Annotated in this window: 25 protein-coding genes; all 25 read left to right on the forward strand. The window is 59.0% G+C overall.

Annotated elements, in window-relative coordinates; translation table 11 throughout:
* Window positions 1-3 precede the first annotated feature (3 nt).
* The 25 genes from rplB (at window position 4) to katA (ending at window position 13,432) form a co-directional block, all read left to right on the forward strand.
* A complete protein-coding gene (gene rplB / locus SD196_RS03045; protein ID WP_416311046.1) occupies window positions 4-825 on the forward strand; it encodes a 50S ribosomal protein L2 in 822 nt (273 codons plus the stop codon).
* A 16-nt stretch (window positions 826-841) separates the two neighbouring features.
* On the forward strand, window positions 842-1,117 hold the full coding sequence (rpsS, locus tag SD196_RS03050) for a 30S ribosomal protein S19 (RefSeq protein WP_015475324.1): 276 nt from the start codon (window positions 842-844) through the stop codon (window positions 1,115-1,117).
* A gap of 12 nt (window positions 1,118-1,129) precedes the next feature.
* Window positions 1,130-1,462: a 50S ribosomal protein L22 gene (rplV, locus tag SD196_RS03055; protein ID WP_015475325.1), complete on the forward strand. Its 333-nt coding sequence runs from the start codon at window positions 1,130-1,132 to the stop codon at window positions 1,460-1,462.
* A 13-nt stretch (window positions 1,463-1,475) separates the two neighbouring features.
* Complete coding sequence (gene rpsC, locus SD196_RS03060) at window positions 1,476-2,162, forward strand: 30S ribosomal protein S3 (RefSeq protein ID WP_015475326.1); 687 nt, start codon at window positions 1,476-1,478, stop codon at window positions 2,160-2,162.
* Between the two features lie 11 nt (window positions 2,163-2,173).
* Window positions 2,174-2,587, forward strand: coding sequence for a 50S ribosomal protein L16 (gene rplP, locus SD196_RS03065; RefSeq protein WP_009617163.1), 414 nt, complete (start codon window positions 2,174-2,176; stop codon window positions 2,585-2,587).
* The gene (gene rpmC / locus SD196_RS03070) at window positions 2,587-2,778 is read left to right on the forward strand and encodes a 50S ribosomal protein L29 (protein WP_003093720.1); all 192 of its coding nucleotides are present in this window, start codon (window positions 2,587-2,589) and stop codon (window positions 2,776-2,778) included. The genes rplP and rpmC overlap by 1 nt, the downstream gene beginning before the upstream one ends.
* Window positions 2,779-2,780: 2 nt before the next feature.
* Window positions 2,781-3,047, forward strand: coding sequence for a 30S ribosomal protein S17 (gene rpsQ / locus SD196_RS03075; protein WP_152219907.1), 267 nt, complete (start codon window positions 2,781-2,783; stop codon window positions 3,045-3,047).
* Between the two features lie 16 nt (window positions 3,048-3,063).
* Window positions 3,064-3,432 carry a 50S ribosomal protein L14 gene (gene rplN / locus SD196_RS03080; protein WP_003093714.1) on the forward strand — a complete coding sequence of 123 codons (369 nt, stop codon included), beginning with the start codon at window positions 3,064-3,066 and terminating at the stop codon, window positions 3,430-3,432.
* Window positions 3,433-3,444: 12 nt separating this feature from the next.
* A complete protein-coding gene (rplX, locus tag SD196_RS03085) occupies window positions 3,445-3,759 on the forward strand; it encodes a 50S ribosomal protein L24 (protein WP_015475328.1) in 315 nt (104 codons plus the stop codon).
* Window positions 3,760-3,778: 19 nt separating this feature from the next.
* Window positions 3,779-4,318, forward strand: coding sequence for a 50S ribosomal protein L5 (rplE, locus tag SD196_RS03090; RefSeq protein WP_275609986.1), 540 nt, complete (start codon window positions 3,779-3,781; stop codon window positions 4,316-4,318).
* A 13-nt stretch (window positions 4,319-4,331) separates the two neighbouring features.
* The gene (rpsN, locus tag SD196_RS03095) at window positions 4,332-4,637 is read left to right on the forward strand and encodes a 30S ribosomal protein S14 (protein WP_152219911.1); all 306 of its coding nucleotides are present in this window, start codon (window positions 4,332-4,334) and stop codon (window positions 4,635-4,637) included.
* 189 nt (window positions 4,638-4,826) lie between these two features.
* Window positions 4,827-5,219 (forward strand): 30S ribosomal protein S8, encoded by a 393-nt coding sequence (rpsH, locus tag SD196_RS03100; protein ID WP_084313379.1) that lies wholly within the window; start codon window positions 4,827-4,829, stop codon window positions 5,217-5,219.
* 11 nt (window positions 5,220-5,230) lie between these two features.
* The gene (rplF, locus tag SD196_RS03105; protein ID WP_275609987.1) at window positions 5,231-5,764 is read left to right on the forward strand and encodes a 50S ribosomal protein L6; all 534 of its coding nucleotides are present in this window, start codon (window positions 5,231-5,233) and stop codon (window positions 5,762-5,764) included.
* Between the two features lie 10 nt (window positions 5,765-5,774).
* Window positions 5,775-6,125, forward strand: a complete 351-nt coding sequence (gene rplR / locus SD196_RS03110) for a 50S ribosomal protein L18 (RefSeq protein WP_152219916.1) — start codon at window positions 5,775-5,777, stop codon at window positions 6,123-6,125.
* Window positions 6,126-6,128: 3 nt separating this feature from the next.
* Entirely contained in the window at window positions 6,129-6,629 is a 501-nt protein-coding gene (rpsE, locus tag SD196_RS03115) for a 30S ribosomal protein S5 (RefSeq protein WP_009617173.1), read from the forward strand.
* Window positions 6,630-6,631: 2 nt separating this feature from the next.
* Window positions 6,632-6,808 (forward strand): 50S ribosomal protein L30, encoded by a 177-nt coding sequence (gene rpmD / locus SD196_RS03120; RefSeq protein WP_016490545.1) that lies wholly within the window; start codon window positions 6,632-6,634, stop codon window positions 6,806-6,808.
* 3 nt (window positions 6,809-6,811) lie between these two features.
* Window positions 6,812-7,246, forward strand: a complete 435-nt coding sequence (rplO, locus tag SD196_RS03125) for a 50S ribosomal protein L15 (RefSeq protein ID WP_152219918.1) — start codon at window positions 6,812-6,814, stop codon at window positions 7,244-7,246.
* Window positions 7,247-8,578 (forward strand): preprotein translocase subunit SecY, encoded by a 1,332-nt coding sequence (gene secY, locus SD196_RS03130; protein WP_207884734.1) that lies wholly within the window; start codon window positions 7,247-7,249, stop codon window positions 8,576-8,578.
* 24 nt (window positions 8,579-8,602) lie between these two features.
* Window positions 8,603-8,719 (forward strand): 50S ribosomal protein L36, encoded by a 117-nt coding sequence (gene rpmJ, locus SD196_RS03135; protein WP_002555468.1) that lies wholly within the window; start codon window positions 8,603-8,605, stop codon window positions 8,717-8,719.
* A gap of 130 nt (window positions 8,720-8,849) precedes the next feature.
* Window positions 8,850-9,206 carry a 30S ribosomal protein S13 gene (gene rpsM / locus SD196_RS03140; protein WP_017521894.1) on the forward strand — a complete coding sequence of 119 codons (357 nt, stop codon included), beginning with the start codon at window positions 8,850-8,852 and terminating at the stop codon, window positions 9,204-9,206.
* Window positions 9,207-9,224: 18 nt separating this feature from the next.
* Entirely contained in the window at window positions 9,225-9,614 is a 390-nt protein-coding gene (gene rpsK, locus SD196_RS03145) for a 30S ribosomal protein S11 (protein ID WP_003093689.1), read from the forward strand.
* 16 nt (window positions 9,615-9,630) lie between these two features.
* Window positions 9,631-10,251 carry a 30S ribosomal protein S4 gene (rpsD, locus tag SD196_RS03150; RefSeq protein ID WP_275609988.1) on the forward strand — a complete coding sequence of 207 codons (621 nt, stop codon included), beginning with the start codon at window positions 9,631-9,633 and terminating at the stop codon, window positions 10,249-10,251.
* 22 nt (window positions 10,252-10,273) lie between these two features.
* Window positions 10,274-11,275, forward strand: coding sequence for a DNA-directed RNA polymerase subunit alpha (locus SD196_RS03155; RefSeq protein ID WP_009617182.1), 1,002 nt, complete (start codon window positions 10,274-10,276; stop codon window positions 11,273-11,275).
* A gap of 43 nt (window positions 11,276-11,318) precedes the next feature.
* Window positions 11,319-11,708, forward strand: coding sequence for a 50S ribosomal protein L17 (rplQ, locus tag SD196_RS03160; protein ID WP_015475338.1), 390 nt, complete (start codon window positions 11,319-11,321; stop codon window positions 11,706-11,708).
* 275 nt (window positions 11,709-11,983) lie between these two features.
* Window positions 11,984-13,432: a catalase KatA gene (katA, locus tag SD196_RS03165; RefSeq protein WP_343575486.1), complete on the forward strand. Its 1,449-nt coding sequence runs from the start codon at window positions 11,984-11,986 to the stop codon at window positions 13,430-13,432.
* Window positions 13,433-13,473 lie beyond the last annotated feature (41 nt).

The following is a 13,473-nucleotide window of genomic DNA, read 5'->3' on the forward strand; positions in this document are numbered from 1 at the left end:
ATCATGGCAATCGTTAAATGCAAACCGACTTCCGCTGGTCGTCGTTTCGTCGTCAAGGTAGTGAACCAGGACCTGCACAAAGGTGCTCCGTTCACTCCCCTGCTCGAGAAGAAGTCCAAGTCGGGCGGCCGTAACAACAACGGTCGTATCACCACCCGTCATATCGGTGGTGGCCACAAGCAGCACTATCGTCTGGTCGACTTCCGCCGCAACAAGGATGGCATCCCTGCCATCGTTGAGCGCGTTGAATACGATCCGAACCGTACTGCTCACATCGCTCTGCTGAAATATGCGGACGGCGAGCGTCGCTACATCATCGCTCCGAAAGGCGTGGTGGCTGGTGATCAACTGATCTCCGGTATCGGCGCTCCGATCAAGGCCGGCAACAACATGCCGCTGCGCAACATCCCGGTGGGTAGCACCATCCACGGTATCGAACTGAAGCCTGGTAAAGGCGCTCAGATCGCTCGCTCCGCTGGCGCTTCGGCTCAGCTGGTTGCCCGTGAAGGTGCATACGTAACCGTACGTCTGCGTTCCGGCGAAATGCGCAAAGTCCTGGCTGACTGCCGTGCGACCCTGGGTGAAGTCTCGAACTCCGAGCACAGCCTGCGTTCGCTGGGTAAAGCTGGTGCCAAGCGCTGGCGTGGCGTTCGCCCGACCGTTCGTGGTGTTGCCATGAACCCGGTCGACCACCCGCATGGTGGTGGTGAAGGTCGTACCTCTGCTGGTCGTCATCCGGTATCGCCGTGGGGTCTTCAGACCAAGGGTAAGAAGACTCGCGCGAACAAGCGTACCGACAACATGATCGTCCGTCGCCGCAAGTAAATAGAGGGATACGACAGTGCCACGTTCTCTGAAAAAAGGTCCTTTTATCGATCTTCACCTGCTGAAGAAGATCGAAGTGGCGGTGGAAAAGAACGACCGCAAGCCGATCAAGACCTGGTCGCGCCGTTCGATGATCCTGCCGCACATGGTTGGTCTGACCATCGCTGTCCACAACGGCCGTCAACACGTGCCGGTCCTGGTCAACGAAGACATGGTCGGTCACAAACTCGGCGAGTTCGCTGCTACCCGCACTTATCGTGGGCACGCTGCGGACAAGAAAGCCAAGCGTTAAGGGGTAAGGAAGATGGAAGTAGCCGCTAAGCTCTCGGGCGCTCGTATCTCCGCCCAGAAAGCCCGCTTGGTCGCCGACCAGATCCGCGGGAAGAAGGTGGGCGATGCGCTCAACCTCCTGGCTTTCAGCAACAAGAAAGCCGCCGAGATCATGAAGAAAGTGCTGGAGTCGGCCGTGGCCAACGCCGAGCACAACGAAGGCGCCGATGTGGATGACCTGAAGGTCTCCACCGTCTTCGTCAACGAAGGTCGTTCGCTCAAGCGCATCATGCCGCGTGCCAAAGGCCGTGCTGATCGCATCGTCAAGCGGTCTTGCCATATCACTGTCAAGGTTGCGGACAAGTAACGGAGTCGATCAGATGGGTCAGAAAGTACATCCCAATGGCATCCGCCTGGGTATCGTCAAGGAGCACACCTCCGTTTGGTACGCAGATAAGCGCACTTACGCCGATTATCTGTTCGCCGACCTGAAGGTACGTGAGTATCTCCAAGACAAACTAAAAAGCGCGTCCGTAAGCCGTATCGATATCCATCGTCCGGCTCAAACTGCACGCATCACCATCCACACCGCTCGTCCCGGCATCGTGATCGGCAAGAAAGGTGAAGATGTTGAGAAGCTGCGTCAGGACCTGACCAAGCAAATGGGTGTGCCTGTGCACATCAACATCGAAGAGATCCGCAAGCCGGAACTCGACGGTATGCTGGTTGCGCAGAGCGTAGCTCAGCAGCTGGAGCGTCGCGTTATGTTCCGTCGTGCCATGAAGCGCGCTGTACAGAACGCCATGCGCATTGGTGCCAAAGGCATCAAGATCCAGGTAAGCGGTCGTCTGGGCGGCGCTGAAATCGCTCGTACCGAGTGGTATCGCGAAGGTCGTGTGCCCCTGCACACCCTGCGTGCCGACATCGACTACGCAACCTACGAAGCGCACACCACCTACGGTGTGATCGGTGTGAAGGTTTGGATCTTCAAAGGCGAGGTCATTGGTGGCCGCCAGGAAGAGCTGAAGCCTGTAGCGCCCGCTCCTCGTAAAAAAGCTGCTAAGTAAGGAGTACGCAAATGCTGCAACCTAAGCGTACGAAGTTCCGCAAGCAAATGACCGGTCACAACCGTGGCCTGGCTCATCGCGGTTCCAAAGTCAGCTTCGGCGAGTTCGCCCTCAAGGCAACCAGCCGTGGCCGTCTCACCGCGCGTCAGATCGAGTCCGCACGTCGTGCGCTGACCCGTCACGTTAAGCGTGGCGGCAAGATCTGGATTCGCGTATTCCCCGACAAGCCTGTTACCAAGAAGCCCCTGGAAGTACGTATGGGTAAAGGTAAGGGCGGCGTCGAGTACTGGGTAGCCCAGATTCAACCGGGCAAGGTCCTGTACGAGATCGAGGGTGTATCCGAAGAGCTGGCGCGTGAGGCATTCGCCCTGGCTGCTGCAAAGCTGCCGCTCGCCACCTCCTTTGTTAAGCGGACGGTGATGTGATGAAAGCGAATGAACTTCGTGAAAAATCCGTTGAGCAGCTGAACGAGCAACTGCTCGGCCTGCTGCGCGACCAGTTCAATCTGCGCATGCAGAAAGCAACTGGCCAGTTGGGGCAGTCTCACCTGCTCTCGCAAGTGAAGCGCGACATCGCTCGCGTTAAAACTGTGCTCAACCAGCAAGCAGGTAAGTAATCATGGCTGAAGCTCAGAACACCGTCCGTACGCTGACTGGCCGCGTCGTCAGCGACAAGATGGACAAGACCGTTACCGTTCTGATCGAGCGTCGCGTAAAGCACCCGATCTACGGCAAATACGTGAAGCGTTCGACCAAACTGCACGCCCACGACGAAACCAATCAGTGCCGCGTTGGTGACCTGGTCACCATCCGCGAGACCCGTCCGCTGGCCAAGACCAAGGCCTGGACCCTGGTTGATATCGTCGAGCGCGCGGTTGAAGTCTAAGGGTCGGAGATAGAAGATGATTCAGACTCAATCCATGCTCGATGTCGCTGACAACAGCGGCGCGCGTCGCGTAATGTGCATCAAGGTACTCGGCGGTTCCCACCGTCGTTACGCCGGCATTGGCGACATCATCAAGGTCACCGTCAAGGAAGCGATTCCGCGTGGCAAGGTGAAGAAGGGCCAGGTAATGACTGCCGTGGTCGTTCGCACCAAGCACGGCGTACGTCGTACCGACGGTTCCATCATTCGCTTCGACGGCAACGCCGCCGTCCTGCTGAACAACAAGCAGGAGCCGATCGGCACCCGTATCTTCGGGCCGGTGACTCGTGAACTTCGTACCGAGAAGTTCATGAAGATCGTCTCCCTTGCCCCTGAAGTGCTGTAAGGAGTAGCCGTCATGCAAAAAATTCGTCGTGACGACGAAGTCATCGTCATTGCCGGCAAGGACAAGGGCAAGCGTGGCAAGGTGCTGAAAGTTCTCGCTGACGACCGTCTGGTCGTTGGCGGTGTGAACCTGATCAAGCGCCACACCAAGCCCAACCCCATGCTCAACCAGCAAGGCGGGATCGTCGAGAAGGAGGCGCCTCTGCACGTCTCCAACGTCGCCATCTTCAACGCTGAAACCAACAAGGCTGACCGCGTTGGCTTCAAGGTCGAAGACGGTAAGAAGATTCGTGTCTTCAAGTCGACCCAGAAACCGGTTCAGGCTTGAGGGAGCTAGGTAGATCACCATGGCACGATTGAAAGAAATTTATCGGAAGGAAATCGCTCCCAAGCTGAAGCAAGAGCTTCAGCTGGCGAACGTGATGGAAGTTCCGCGCGTTACCAAAATCACCCTGAACATGGGTCTTGGCGAAGCTGTTGGTGACAAGAAAGTCATCGAGAGCGCCGTAGCCGATCTGGAAAAGATCGCGGGTCAAAAGCCGGTCGTGACTTACGCTCGTAAGTCCATCGCTGGCTTCAAGATCCGTGAAGGCTGGCCGATTGGCGTGAAAGTCACCCTGCGTGGCGACCGCATGTACGAGTTCCTGGACCGTCTGCTGTCGATCTCCCTGCCGCGCGTACGTGACTTCCGCGGTCTGAACGCCAAGTCCTTCGACGGTCGTGGCAACTACAGCATGGGCGTCAAAGAGCAGATCATCTTCCCGGAAATCGATTACGACAAGATCGATGCCCTCCGCGGTATGGATATCACTCTGACCACCACCGCTCGTACGGATGATGAAGGTCGTGCCCTGCTGCGCGCCTTCAACTTCCCGTTCCGCAACTGATTGGAGTAGGACCATGGCTAAAGAGAGCATGAAGAACCGTGAGCTGAAGCGTCAGCAAACGGTAGCCAAGTACGCCAAAAAGCGTGCCGAGCTGAAAGCGATCATCGCTAATCCGAACTCCTCCGCGGAAGAGCGTTGGAATGCCCAGGTCGCCCTGCAGAAGCAGCCCCGTGACGCGAGCGCCAGCCGCCTGCGTAACCGCTGCCGTCTGACCGGTCGTCCGCACGGCTTCTACCGCAAGTTCGGTCTGAGCCGTAACAAGCTGCGCGAAGCTGCAATGCGCGGCGACGTACCGGGTCTGGTGAAAGCCAGCTGGTAAGTCGTTAGCGGAGCCGGCAACGGCTCCGTTGATCGCTTAACGAATCAAGCCCCCTCGTGGGGCTTGATTCGTTTTTGAGCGATCTCTAGAATACCCGGCTCCCCCGAGCCAGGGTTTTTGTGCGCCTGGTGTTTTGAGGGCGAGTAAAGAAGTTGAAGGCTTATCTTTTGTATCAGGAGCATTAAGCCCATGAGTATGCAGGACCCGTTAGCAGACATGCTAACTCGCATCCGTAATGCCCAGATGGCTGAGAAGACCGTCGTGAGCATGCCGTCTTCCAAGCTGAAAGCGGCAGTCGCCAAAGTCCTCAAGGACGAAGGTTATATTGCGGATTTCCAAGTCAGCGCCGAGGCCAAGCCTCTGCTGTCGATCGAGCTGAAGTACTTCGAAGGCAAGCCTGTCATCGAAGAAGTGAAGCGAATCAGCCGTCCTGGCCTGCGCCAGTACAAATCCGTAGACCAGCTGCCGAAAGTACGCGGTGGCCTGGGTGTGTCGATCGTCTCCACCAACAAGGGTGTGATGACTGATCGTGCTGCCCGTGCCGCTGGTGTTGGTGGCGAAGTGCTCTGCACTGTGTTCTAAGGGGAATCAGCATGTCTCGCGTTGCTAAGAACCCCGTCAAGCTGCCCGCCGGCGTTGAAATCAAGCTGGCTGGCCAGGAGCTTTCGATCAAGGGTGCCAAAGGCGCTCTCGAGCTGAAAGTCCATCCGTCCGTCGAAGTCATTCAGGACAACGGTGAGCTGCGTTTCGCTGCGCGTAACGGCGACCAGCAGACCCGTGCCATGGCCGGTACCACCCGCGCTCTGGTCAACAACATGGTGATCGGCGTCAGCCAGGGCTTCGAGCGCAAGCTCCAGCTGGTCGGCGTTGGTTACAAGGCGCAGGCCAAAGGCCAAGTGCTGTCCCTGGCTCTCGGCTTCTCCCACCCGGTTGATTACGAACTGCCTGCCGGCATCGTAGCGGAAACCCCCAGCCAGACCGATATCCTGATCAAGGGCATCGACAAGCAGCTGGTGGGTCAGGTAGCTGCGGAAATCCGCGACTTCCGTCCGCCGGAGCCGTACAAAGGCAAGGGCGTGCGTTACGCCGACGAAGTCGTCCTTCGTAAAGAAGCCAAGAAGAAGTAGGGCATAGCAAATGAGCGTCAAGAAAGAAACCCGTCTGCGCCGCGCTCGCAAGGCACGCCTGAAGATGCGCGAACTGGAAGCCGTACGCCTCTGTGTGTACCGCTCCGCCCAGCACATCTACGCCCAGGTCATTGCGGCCGATGGCGGCAAGGTCCTGGCCAGCGCCTCGACCCTGGACAAGGAACTGCGCGAAGGTGCCACCGGCAACATCGACGCAGCCAAGAAAGTTGGTCAACTGGTCGCCGAACGCGCCAAGGCTGCCGGCGTCACTCAGGTGGCGTTCGACCGTTCTGGCTTCAAGTACCACGGCCGTATCAAGGCCCTGGCTGATGCCGCTCGCGAAGGCGGTCTGGAGTTCTAAGTTATGGCAAACAACGATCAAAAGCGCGACGAAGGCTACATCGAGAAGCTGGTTCAAGTTAACCGCGTCGCCAAAACCGTTAAAGGTGGCCGTATCTTCGCCTTCACCGCGCTGACCGTGGTTGGCGATGGCAAGGGCCGTGTTGGCTTCGGTCGTGGCAAGGCGCGTGAAGTGCCGGCCGCCATCCAGAAAGCCATGGAAGCTGCTCGCCGCAACATGATCCAGGTTGATCTGAACGGCACCACTCTGCAGTACCCGACCAAGTCCGCCCATGGCGCCTCCAAGGTGTACATGCAGCCGGCTTCCGAAGGTACCGGTATCATCGCCGGCGGCGCCATGCGTGCTGTCCTGGAAGTGGCCGGTGTGCAGAACGTTCTGGCGAAGTGCTACGGCTCCACCAACCCGGTGAACGTGGTCTACGCAACCTTCAAGGGCCTGAAGAACATGCAGTCCCCTGAGTCGGTAGCGGCCAAGCGTGGCAAGAGCGTCGAGGAGATTCTCTAACCATGGCAACTGTCAAAGTTACCCTGATCAAGAGCGTGAACGGCCGTCTGGCCAATCACAAGGCTTGCGTCAAAGGCCTGGGCCTGCGTCGCATTGGTCACACCGTTGAGGTTCAGGACACTCCTGAAAACCGCGGCATGATCAACAAGGCCTACTACCTGCTGCGTGTGGAGGGTTAATCCATGCAACTGAACGATCTGCGTTCCGCGCCGGGTGCCCGTCGCGAAAAGCACCGTCCGGGCCGTGGCATCGGTAGCGGTCTGGGCAAGACCGGTGGCCGTGGTCACAAAGGTCAGACCTCCCGCTCCGGTGGCTCCATCGCTCCGGGCTTCGAGGGTGGTCAGCAGCCGCTGCACCGTCGTCTGCCGAAGTTCGGCTTCAACTCGCTGAAGGCCCTGGATCGCGCAGAAGTGCGTACCTCCGAGCTGGCCAAGGTCGAGGGTGATGTCGTAACCGTGCAGGCCCTGAAGGATGCCAACGTGATTAACCAGAACGTACAGCGTGTGAAAGTCATGCTGTCCGGCGAAGTTACTCGCGCAGTCACCCTGAAAGGCATCGGCGCCACCAAAGGCGCTCGTGCGGCTATCGAAGCAGCTGGCGGCAAAATCGAGGACTAAATGGCTAAGCAAGGTGCTCTCTCTGCGCTGAGCAACGGTGGTGGTTTGTCCGAGCTCTGGGCACGTCTGCGTTTCCTGTTCCTGGCGATCATCGTCTATCGGATCGGCGCGCACATCCCAGTCCCGGGCATCAACCCCGATCGCTTGGCGGCACTGTTCCGGCAGAACGAGGGGACCATTCTTAGCCTCTTCAACATGTTTTCCGGCGGCGCGCTGGAGCGCATGAGTATCTTTGCACTGGGGATCATGCCGTACATCTCGGCATCGATCATCATGCAGCTCATGACCGCTATCAGCCCGCAGCTGGAGCAGTTGAAGAAAGAGGGTGAGTCTGGGCGTCGCAAGATCAGCCAGTACACCCGCTACGCAACTCTCGCTCTGGCACTCGTCCAGGCCATCGGCATGTCCGTTGGTCTGGGCAGCCAGGGTGTGGCCTTCTCCAACGACTTCGGCTTCTACTTCGTGTCGGTCACCACCTTCGTGGCGGGTGCACTGTTCATGATGTGGCTGGGTGAGCAGATCACCGAGCGGGGTGTCGGCAACGGCATCTCCATGTTGATCTTCTCCGGTATCGTCGCAGGCCTGCCCCGAGCAATCGGTCAGTCCTTCGAGTCTGCGCGTCAAGGTGACATCAACATCTTCGCCCTGATCGCCATCGGCCTGCTGGCCGTGGCCATCATCGCGTTCGTTGTATTCATCGAGCGTGGTCAGCGCCGTATCGCCGTGCATTACGCCAAGCGCCAACAAGGCCGCAAGGTGTTTGCCGCCCAGACCAGCCATCTGCCGCTGAAAGTGAACATGGCGGGTGTAATCCCCGCGATCTTCGCCAGCAGCATCCTGCTGTTCCCGGCATCCCTGGGTGCCTGGTTCGGCCAGTCGGAAGGCCTGGGTTGGCTGCAGGACGTCGCGCAAGCGATCGCGCCTGGTCAGCCGCTGAACATTCTGCTGTTTAGTGCAGGGATCGTCTTCTTCTGCTTCTTCTACACAGCGCTGATGTTCAACCCGAAGGACGTGGCGGAAAACCTCAAGAAGTCCGGTGCATTTATTCCGGGTATTCGTCCGGGCGAACAATCGGCTCGCTACATCGATGGCGTGTTGACTCGTTTGACCATGTTCGGTGCCCTGTACATGACGGCTGTGTGCCTGCTGCCCCAGTTCCTGGTCGTAGCTGCCCACGTACCGTTCTACCTTGGCGGGACCTCGTTGCTGATCGTGGTCGTGGTTGTGATGGACTTTATGGCCCAAGTACAATCGCACCTCGTTTCTCACCAGTACGAATCCCTCATGAAGAAAGCCAACCTGAAGGGCTATGGCAGCGGCCTGCTGCGCTGACCCGTAAGGTTCGAGGAGTCACTGATGAAAGTTCGTGCATCGGTAAAGAAGCTGTGCCGTAACTGCAAGATCATCCGTCGCGAAGGCGTCGTTCGTGTGATCTGCAGCGCGGAGCCGCGTCACAAGCAGCGCCAAGGCTGAGTGTGAACCACGCGTTATAACCCGGCAGCTAGTGTGCTGCCGGGTTGATTATTTGTTTTTACAGCGCTAATATCCGCGCCCTTTCTTGGCTTCCTGGGCGCCGGGTAGCTGTCAATTGGAGTTTTTCTGAATGGCCCGTATTGCAGGCGTAAACATTCCGGATAACAAGCACACTGTTATCTCGCTGACCTACATCTATGGTGTCGGTCGCACTACCGCACAGAGCATCTGTGCAGCCACCGGCATCAGCCCGGCTGCAAAGATCAAGGACCTGAGCGAAGAGCAGATTGATTCGCTGCGTACCGAGGTGGCCAAGCTGACCACCGAAGGTGACCTGCGTCGCGAAATCAACATGAACATCAAGCGTCTGATGGACCTCGGTTGCTACCGCGGTCTGCGTCATCGTCGCGGTCTGCCGGTTCGCGGTCAGCGTACCAAGACCAACGCGCGTACCCGTAAGGGCCCGCGTAAGCCGATCCGCAAGTAATCGCTTAGGAATTTAGTCATGGCAAAACCTGCTGCTCGTCCTCGTAAGAAAGTCAAAAAGACGGTGGTTGACGGGATCGCGCATATCCACGCGTCCTTCAACAACACCATCGTTACCATCACCGACCGTCAGGGCAACGCCCTGTCCTGGGCTACCTCCGGTGGTTCGGGTTTCCGCGGCTCGCGTAAGAGCACTCCGTTCGCTGCCCAGGTAGCGGCCGAGCGTGCCGGCCAGGCTGCTCTGGAATACGGTCTGAAGAACCTCGACGTCAACGTCAAGGGCCCGGGCCCGGGCCGCGAATCGGCTGTACGTGCGCTGAATGCCTGCGGTTACAAGATCGCCAGCATCACCGACGTAACCCCGATCCCGCACAACGGCTGCCGTCCGCCGAAAAAGCGTCGCGTGTAATAGGAGACAGTGAGAAATGGCTCGTTACATTGGTCCCAAGTGCAAACTGTCTCGCCGCGAAGGCACTGATCTGTTCCTGAAGAGCGGCGTTCGTGCCCTCGACTCGAAGTGCAAGGCAGAAAACGTTCCTGGCCAGCATGGTCAGCGTCGTGGTCGTCTGTCCGACTACGGTCTGCAGCTGCGCGAGAAGCAGAAAGTCCGCCGCATCTACGGCGTTCTGGAACGTCAATTCCGTGGCTACTATCAGGAAGCGTCCCGCCGCAAGGGCTCCACTGGTGAGAACCTGCTGCAGCTGCTCGAGTGCCGTCTGGACAACGTCGTCTACCGTATGGGCTTCGGTTCCACTCGTTCCGAATCCCGTCAGCTGGTGTCCCACAAGACCATCAGCGTGAACGGTCAGACCGTTAACATCCCGTCCTACCAGGTCAAGGCTGGTGACGTCGTTGCTGTTCGCGAGAAGTCGAAGAACCAGCTGCGTATCGCCCAAGCCCTGGAACTGTGCGCCCAGCGCGGTCGCGTTGAGTGGGTCGAAGTGGATAGCGACAAGAAGTCCGGCACCTTCAAGAGTGTCCCGGCTCGTGCCGATCTGTCCGCCGACATCAACGAAAACCTGATTGTCGAGCTCTACTCCAAGTAAGGGCTAGAAAATAGGTGCATCCATGCAGAGTTCGGTAAATGAGTTCCTGACCCCCCGCCACATCGATGTGCAGGTGGTCAGCCAAACCCGCGCCAAGATCACCCTCGAGCCCCTCGAGCGTGGTTTCGGCCATACCCTGGGCAACGCGCTGCGTCGCATCCTGTTGTCCTCCATGCCTGGCTGTGCAGTGGTCGAGGCCGAGATCGACGGCGTACTCCATGAGTACTCCGCCATCGAAGGTGTGCAGGAAGATGTCATCGAGATCCTGCTCAACCTGAAAGGCCTGGCCATCAAGCTGCACGGCCGTGACGAAGTGACGCTGACCCTGGCGAAAAAGGGCTCGGGTGTGGTGACCGCTGCCGATATTCAGCTGGATCATGATGTCGAGATCGTCAACGGTGACCATGTTATCGCCCACCTGGCCGATAACGGCGCGCTGAACATGAAGCTGAAAGTCGCTCGTGGCCGTGGCTACGAGCCGGCTGATGCCCGTTCGAGCGATGAAGACGAAAGCCGTAGCATCGGCCGTCTGCAGCTCGACGCCTCGTTCAGCCCCGTACGTCGTGTTGCCTACGTGGTCGAGAACGCCCGTGTCGAACAGCGTACCAACCTGGACAAGCTGGTCCTCGATCTGGAAACCAACGGCACCCTGGACCCTGAAGAGGCTATCCGTCGCGCCGCTACCATCCTGCAACAGCAGCTGGCAGCGTTCGTGGACCTCAAAGGCGACAGCGAGCCCGTCGTTGAAGAGCAGGAAGACGAGATCGATCCGATCCTGCTGCGTCCGGTCGATGACCTGGAGCTGACCGTCCGTTCGGCTAACTGCCTGAAGGCAGAGAACATCTACTACATCGGTGACCTGATTCAGCGCACCGAAGTAGAGCTGCTCAAAACGCCGAACCTGGGCAAGAAGTCCCTGACCGAAATCAAGGACGTTCTGGCCTCTCGCGGTCTGTCCCTCGGTATGCGCCTCGACAACTGGCCGCCGGCAAGTCTCAAGAAAGACGACAAGGCTACTGCCTGATCGTCGTAGCTACCGAACGTAAAGTTTGGAAAGGAATTGAACCATGCGCCATCGTAAAAGTGGTCGTCACCTGAGCCGCACCAGCGCGCACCGCAAGGCTATGTTCCAGAACATGGCTGTGTCGCTCTTCGAACACGAACTGATCAAAACCACCCTGCCCAAGGCCAAGGAACTGCGTCGCGTTGCCGAGCCGCTGATCACCCTGGCTAAAGTGGATAGCGTTGCCAACCGTCGTCTCGCTTTCGATCGCACCCGTTCGAAAGAAGCCGTAGGCAAGCTGTTCAACGAACTGGGCAAGCGCTACGCCAACCGTCCGGGCGGCTACCTGCGCATCCTGAAGTGCGGCTTCCGCGCTGGCGACAATGCCCCCATGGCATACGTCGAACTGATTGACCGTGCTGTTGGCGGCCAAGCAGTAGAAGCTGCAGAGTAAGGTTTACGCCTTACTTATAAGAAACCGGGCCTTGTGCCCGGTTTTTTATCGCCTATCGAAAAGTATTTCTCTATCGACGGGCTCGAATCAATAAATTGGCTCATTACCCCTCTCCTCGACGATCCTGACTTCGCCGACTTCCACCGCTAGCTGAGCTGGATCAACAGCCGCAACGCCGGTGGAGGCGCTTAATTGTCCGATCGGGATGTCGGGCAGCGCTCACCCTTCCGGTGACGCATTGGCTGCCGCACAGACCGCCGTTTAGGAGAGTAACGATGAGCGACAAAACCCGCCTGACGACCGCTGCCGGAGCGCCGGTCGCCGATAACCAGAACGTCCAGACCGCCGGCCCGCGGGGTCCGATGCTGCTGCAGGACGTCTGGTTCCTGGAGAAACTGGCGCACTTCGACCGCGAAGTGATCCCTGAGCGCCGCATGCACGCCAAAGGCTCGGCCGCCTATGGCACCTTCACCGTCACCCACGACATCACTCGCTTCACTCGTGCCAAGCTGTTCTCCCAGGTCGGCAAGCAGACTCCGCTGTTCCTGCGCTTCTCCACCGTGGCCGGCGAGCGCGGCGCGGCGGATGCCGAGCGGGATATCCGTGGCTTCGCCCTGAAGTTCTACACCGAGGAAGGCAACTGGGACCTGGTGGGCAACAACACCCCGGTCTTCTACTTCCGCGACCCGCTGAAATTCCCTGATCTGAACCACGTGGTGAAGCGTGACCCGCGCACCAACCTGCGCAACGCCACCATGAAGTGGGACTTCTTCTCGCATCTGCCTGAAGCACTGCACCAACTGACCATCGACTTCAGCGACCGCGGCTTGCCGCGCAGCTACCGTCACGTTCACGGCTTCGGCAGCCACACCTTCAGCTTCATCAACGCCAGCAACGAGCGCTTCTGGGTGAAGTTCCACTTCAAGACCCAGCAGGGCATCGAGAACCTGAGCAACGAGGAAGCGGCGAAGCTGGTCGGGGCCGACCGCGAGAGCTCGCAGCGTGACCTGTACGACGCCATCGAGCGTGGTGACTTCCCGCGCTGGACCATGTACGTGCAGGTGATGCCGGAGAAGGAAGCGGCGACCTACCGCTACAACCCGTTTGACCTGACCAAGGTCTGGCCGCATGGTGATTATCCGCTCATCGAGGTGGGCTACTTCGAGCTGAATCGCAACCCGGCGAACTACTTCGCCGAGGTCGAGCAGTCCGCGTTCAGCCCGGCGAATATCGTCCCCGGGATCGGCTTCTCGCCGGACAAGATGCTCCAGGGGCGCCTGTTCTCCTACGGCGATGCGCACCGCTACCGTCTGGGCGTGAACCACCACCAGATCCCGGTTAACGCCGCGCGCAACAATCCGCGCATCTACCACCGCGACGGCGCCATGCGGGTGGACGGCAACAATGGTGACATGACCGTCACCTACGAGCCGAATAGCTTCAGCCAGTGGCAGGAGCAGCCGGACTACTCCGAACCGCCGCTGACCCTGGAAGGCACCGCCGATCACTGGAACCACCGCGTCGATGACGATTACTACAGCCAGCCGGCCGCGCTGTTCCGCCTGTTCGACGAGGCTCAGCGGCAGCGGCTGTACGCCAACATCGCCGGTGACATGGCAGGCGTGCCGGAAGCCATCCAGCGTCGTCAGCTCGCGCTGTTCTTCAAGATCGACCCGGCCTACGGCGAAGGTGTCGCCAAGGCGCTCGGTCTGAAGCTGGACTAAGCTCAGGCATCGGAACACGCCGCCCTCTTCGGAGGGCGGCT

The organism is Pseudomonas macauensis (assembly GCF_047902425.1).
GTDB lineage: Bacteria > Pseudomonadota > Gammaproteobacteria > Pseudomonadales > Pseudomonadaceae > Pseudomonas.

Excerpts from the sequence above, each read along its gene's own strand:
- rpsC (WP_015475326.1), top strand. The coding sequence starts at position 1,476 with ATGGGTCAGAAAGTACATCCCAATGGCATCCGCCTGGGTATCGTCAAG.
- rpmD (WP_016490545.1), top strand. The coding sequence starts at position 6,632 with ATGGCAACTGTCAAAGTTACCCTGATCAAGAGCGTGAACGGCCGTCTG.
- rpsE (WP_009617173.1), top strand. The coding sequence starts at position 6,129 with ATGGCAAACAACGATCAAAAGCGCGACGAAGGCTACATCGAGAAGCTG.
- rpsH (WP_084313379.1), top strand. The coding sequence starts at position 4,827 with ATGAGTATGCAGGACCCGTTAGCAGACATGCTAACTCGCATCCGTAAT.
- rpsD (WP_275609988.1), top strand. The coding sequence starts at position 9,631 with ATGGCTCGTTACATTGGTCCCAAGTGCAAACTGTCTCGCCGCGAAGGC.
- rplO (WP_152219918.1), top strand. The coding sequence starts at position 6,812 with ATGCAACTGAACGATCTGCGTTCCGCGCCGGGTGCCCGTCGCGAAAAG.
- SD196_RS03155 (WP_009617182.1), top strand. The coding sequence starts at position 10,274 with ATGCAGAGTTCGGTAAATGAGTTCCTGACCCCCCGCCACATCGATGTG.
- rpsM (WP_017521894.1), top strand. The coding sequence starts at position 8,850 with ATGGCCCGTATTGCAGGCGTAAACATTCCGGATAACAAGCACACTGTT.
- rplX (WP_015475328.1), top strand. The coding sequence starts at position 3,445 with ATGCAAAAAATTCGTCGTGACGACGAAGTCATCGTCATTGCCGGCAAG.
- rpsK (WP_003093689.1), top strand. The coding sequence starts at position 9,225 with ATGGCAAAACCTGCTGCTCGTCCTCGTAAGAAAGTCAAAAAGACGGTG.
- rpsQ (WP_152219907.1), top strand. The coding sequence starts at position 2,781 with ATGGCTGAAGCTCAGAACACCGTCCGTACGCTGACTGGCCGCGTCGTC.
- rplV (WP_015475325.1), top strand. The coding sequence starts at position 1,130 with ATGGAAGTAGCCGCTAAGCTCTCGGGCGCTCGTATCTCCGCCCAGAAA.
- rplB (WP_416311046.1), top strand. The coding sequence starts at position 4 with ATGGCAATCGTTAAATGCAAACCGACTTCCGCTGGTCGTCGTTTCGTC.
- rplR (WP_152219916.1), top strand. The coding sequence starts at position 5,775 with ATGAGCGTCAAGAAAGAAACCCGTCTGCGCCGCGCTCGCAAGGCACGC.
- rplP (WP_009617163.1), top strand. The coding sequence starts at position 2,174 with ATGCTGCAACCTAAGCGTACGAAGTTCCGCAAGCAAATGACCGGTCAC.
- rplN (WP_003093714.1), top strand. The coding sequence starts at position 3,064 with ATGATTCAGACTCAATCCATGCTCGATGTCGCTGACAACAGCGGCGCG.
- katA (WP_343575486.1), top strand. The coding sequence starts at position 11,984 with ATGAGCGACAAAACCCGCCTGACGACCGCTGCCGGAGCGCCGGTCGCC.
- rpmC (WP_003093720.1), top strand. The coding sequence starts at position 2,587 with ATGAAAGCGAATGAACTTCGTGAAAAATCCGTTGAGCAGCTGAACGAG.
- rplF (WP_275609987.1), top strand. The coding sequence starts at position 5,231 with ATGTCTCGCGTTGCTAAGAACCCCGTCAAGCTGCCCGCCGGCGTTGAA.
- rplE (WP_275609986.1), top strand. The coding sequence starts at position 3,779 with ATGGCACGATTGAAAGAAATTTATCGGAAGGAAATCGCTCCCAAGCTG.
- rpmJ (WP_002555468.1), top strand. The coding sequence starts at position 8,603 with ATGAAAGTTCGTGCATCGGTAAAGAAGCTGTGCCGTAACTGCAAGATC.
- rpsN (WP_152219911.1), top strand. The coding sequence starts at position 4,332 with ATGGCTAAAGAGAGCATGAAGAACCGTGAGCTGAAGCGTCAGCAAACG.
- secY (WP_207884734.1), top strand. The coding sequence starts at position 7,247 with ATGGCTAAGCAAGGTGCTCTCTCTGCGCTGAGCAACGGTGGTGGTTTG.
- rplQ (WP_015475338.1), top strand. The coding sequence starts at position 11,319 with ATGCGCCATCGTAAAAGTGGTCGTCACCTGAGCCGCACCAGCGCGCAC.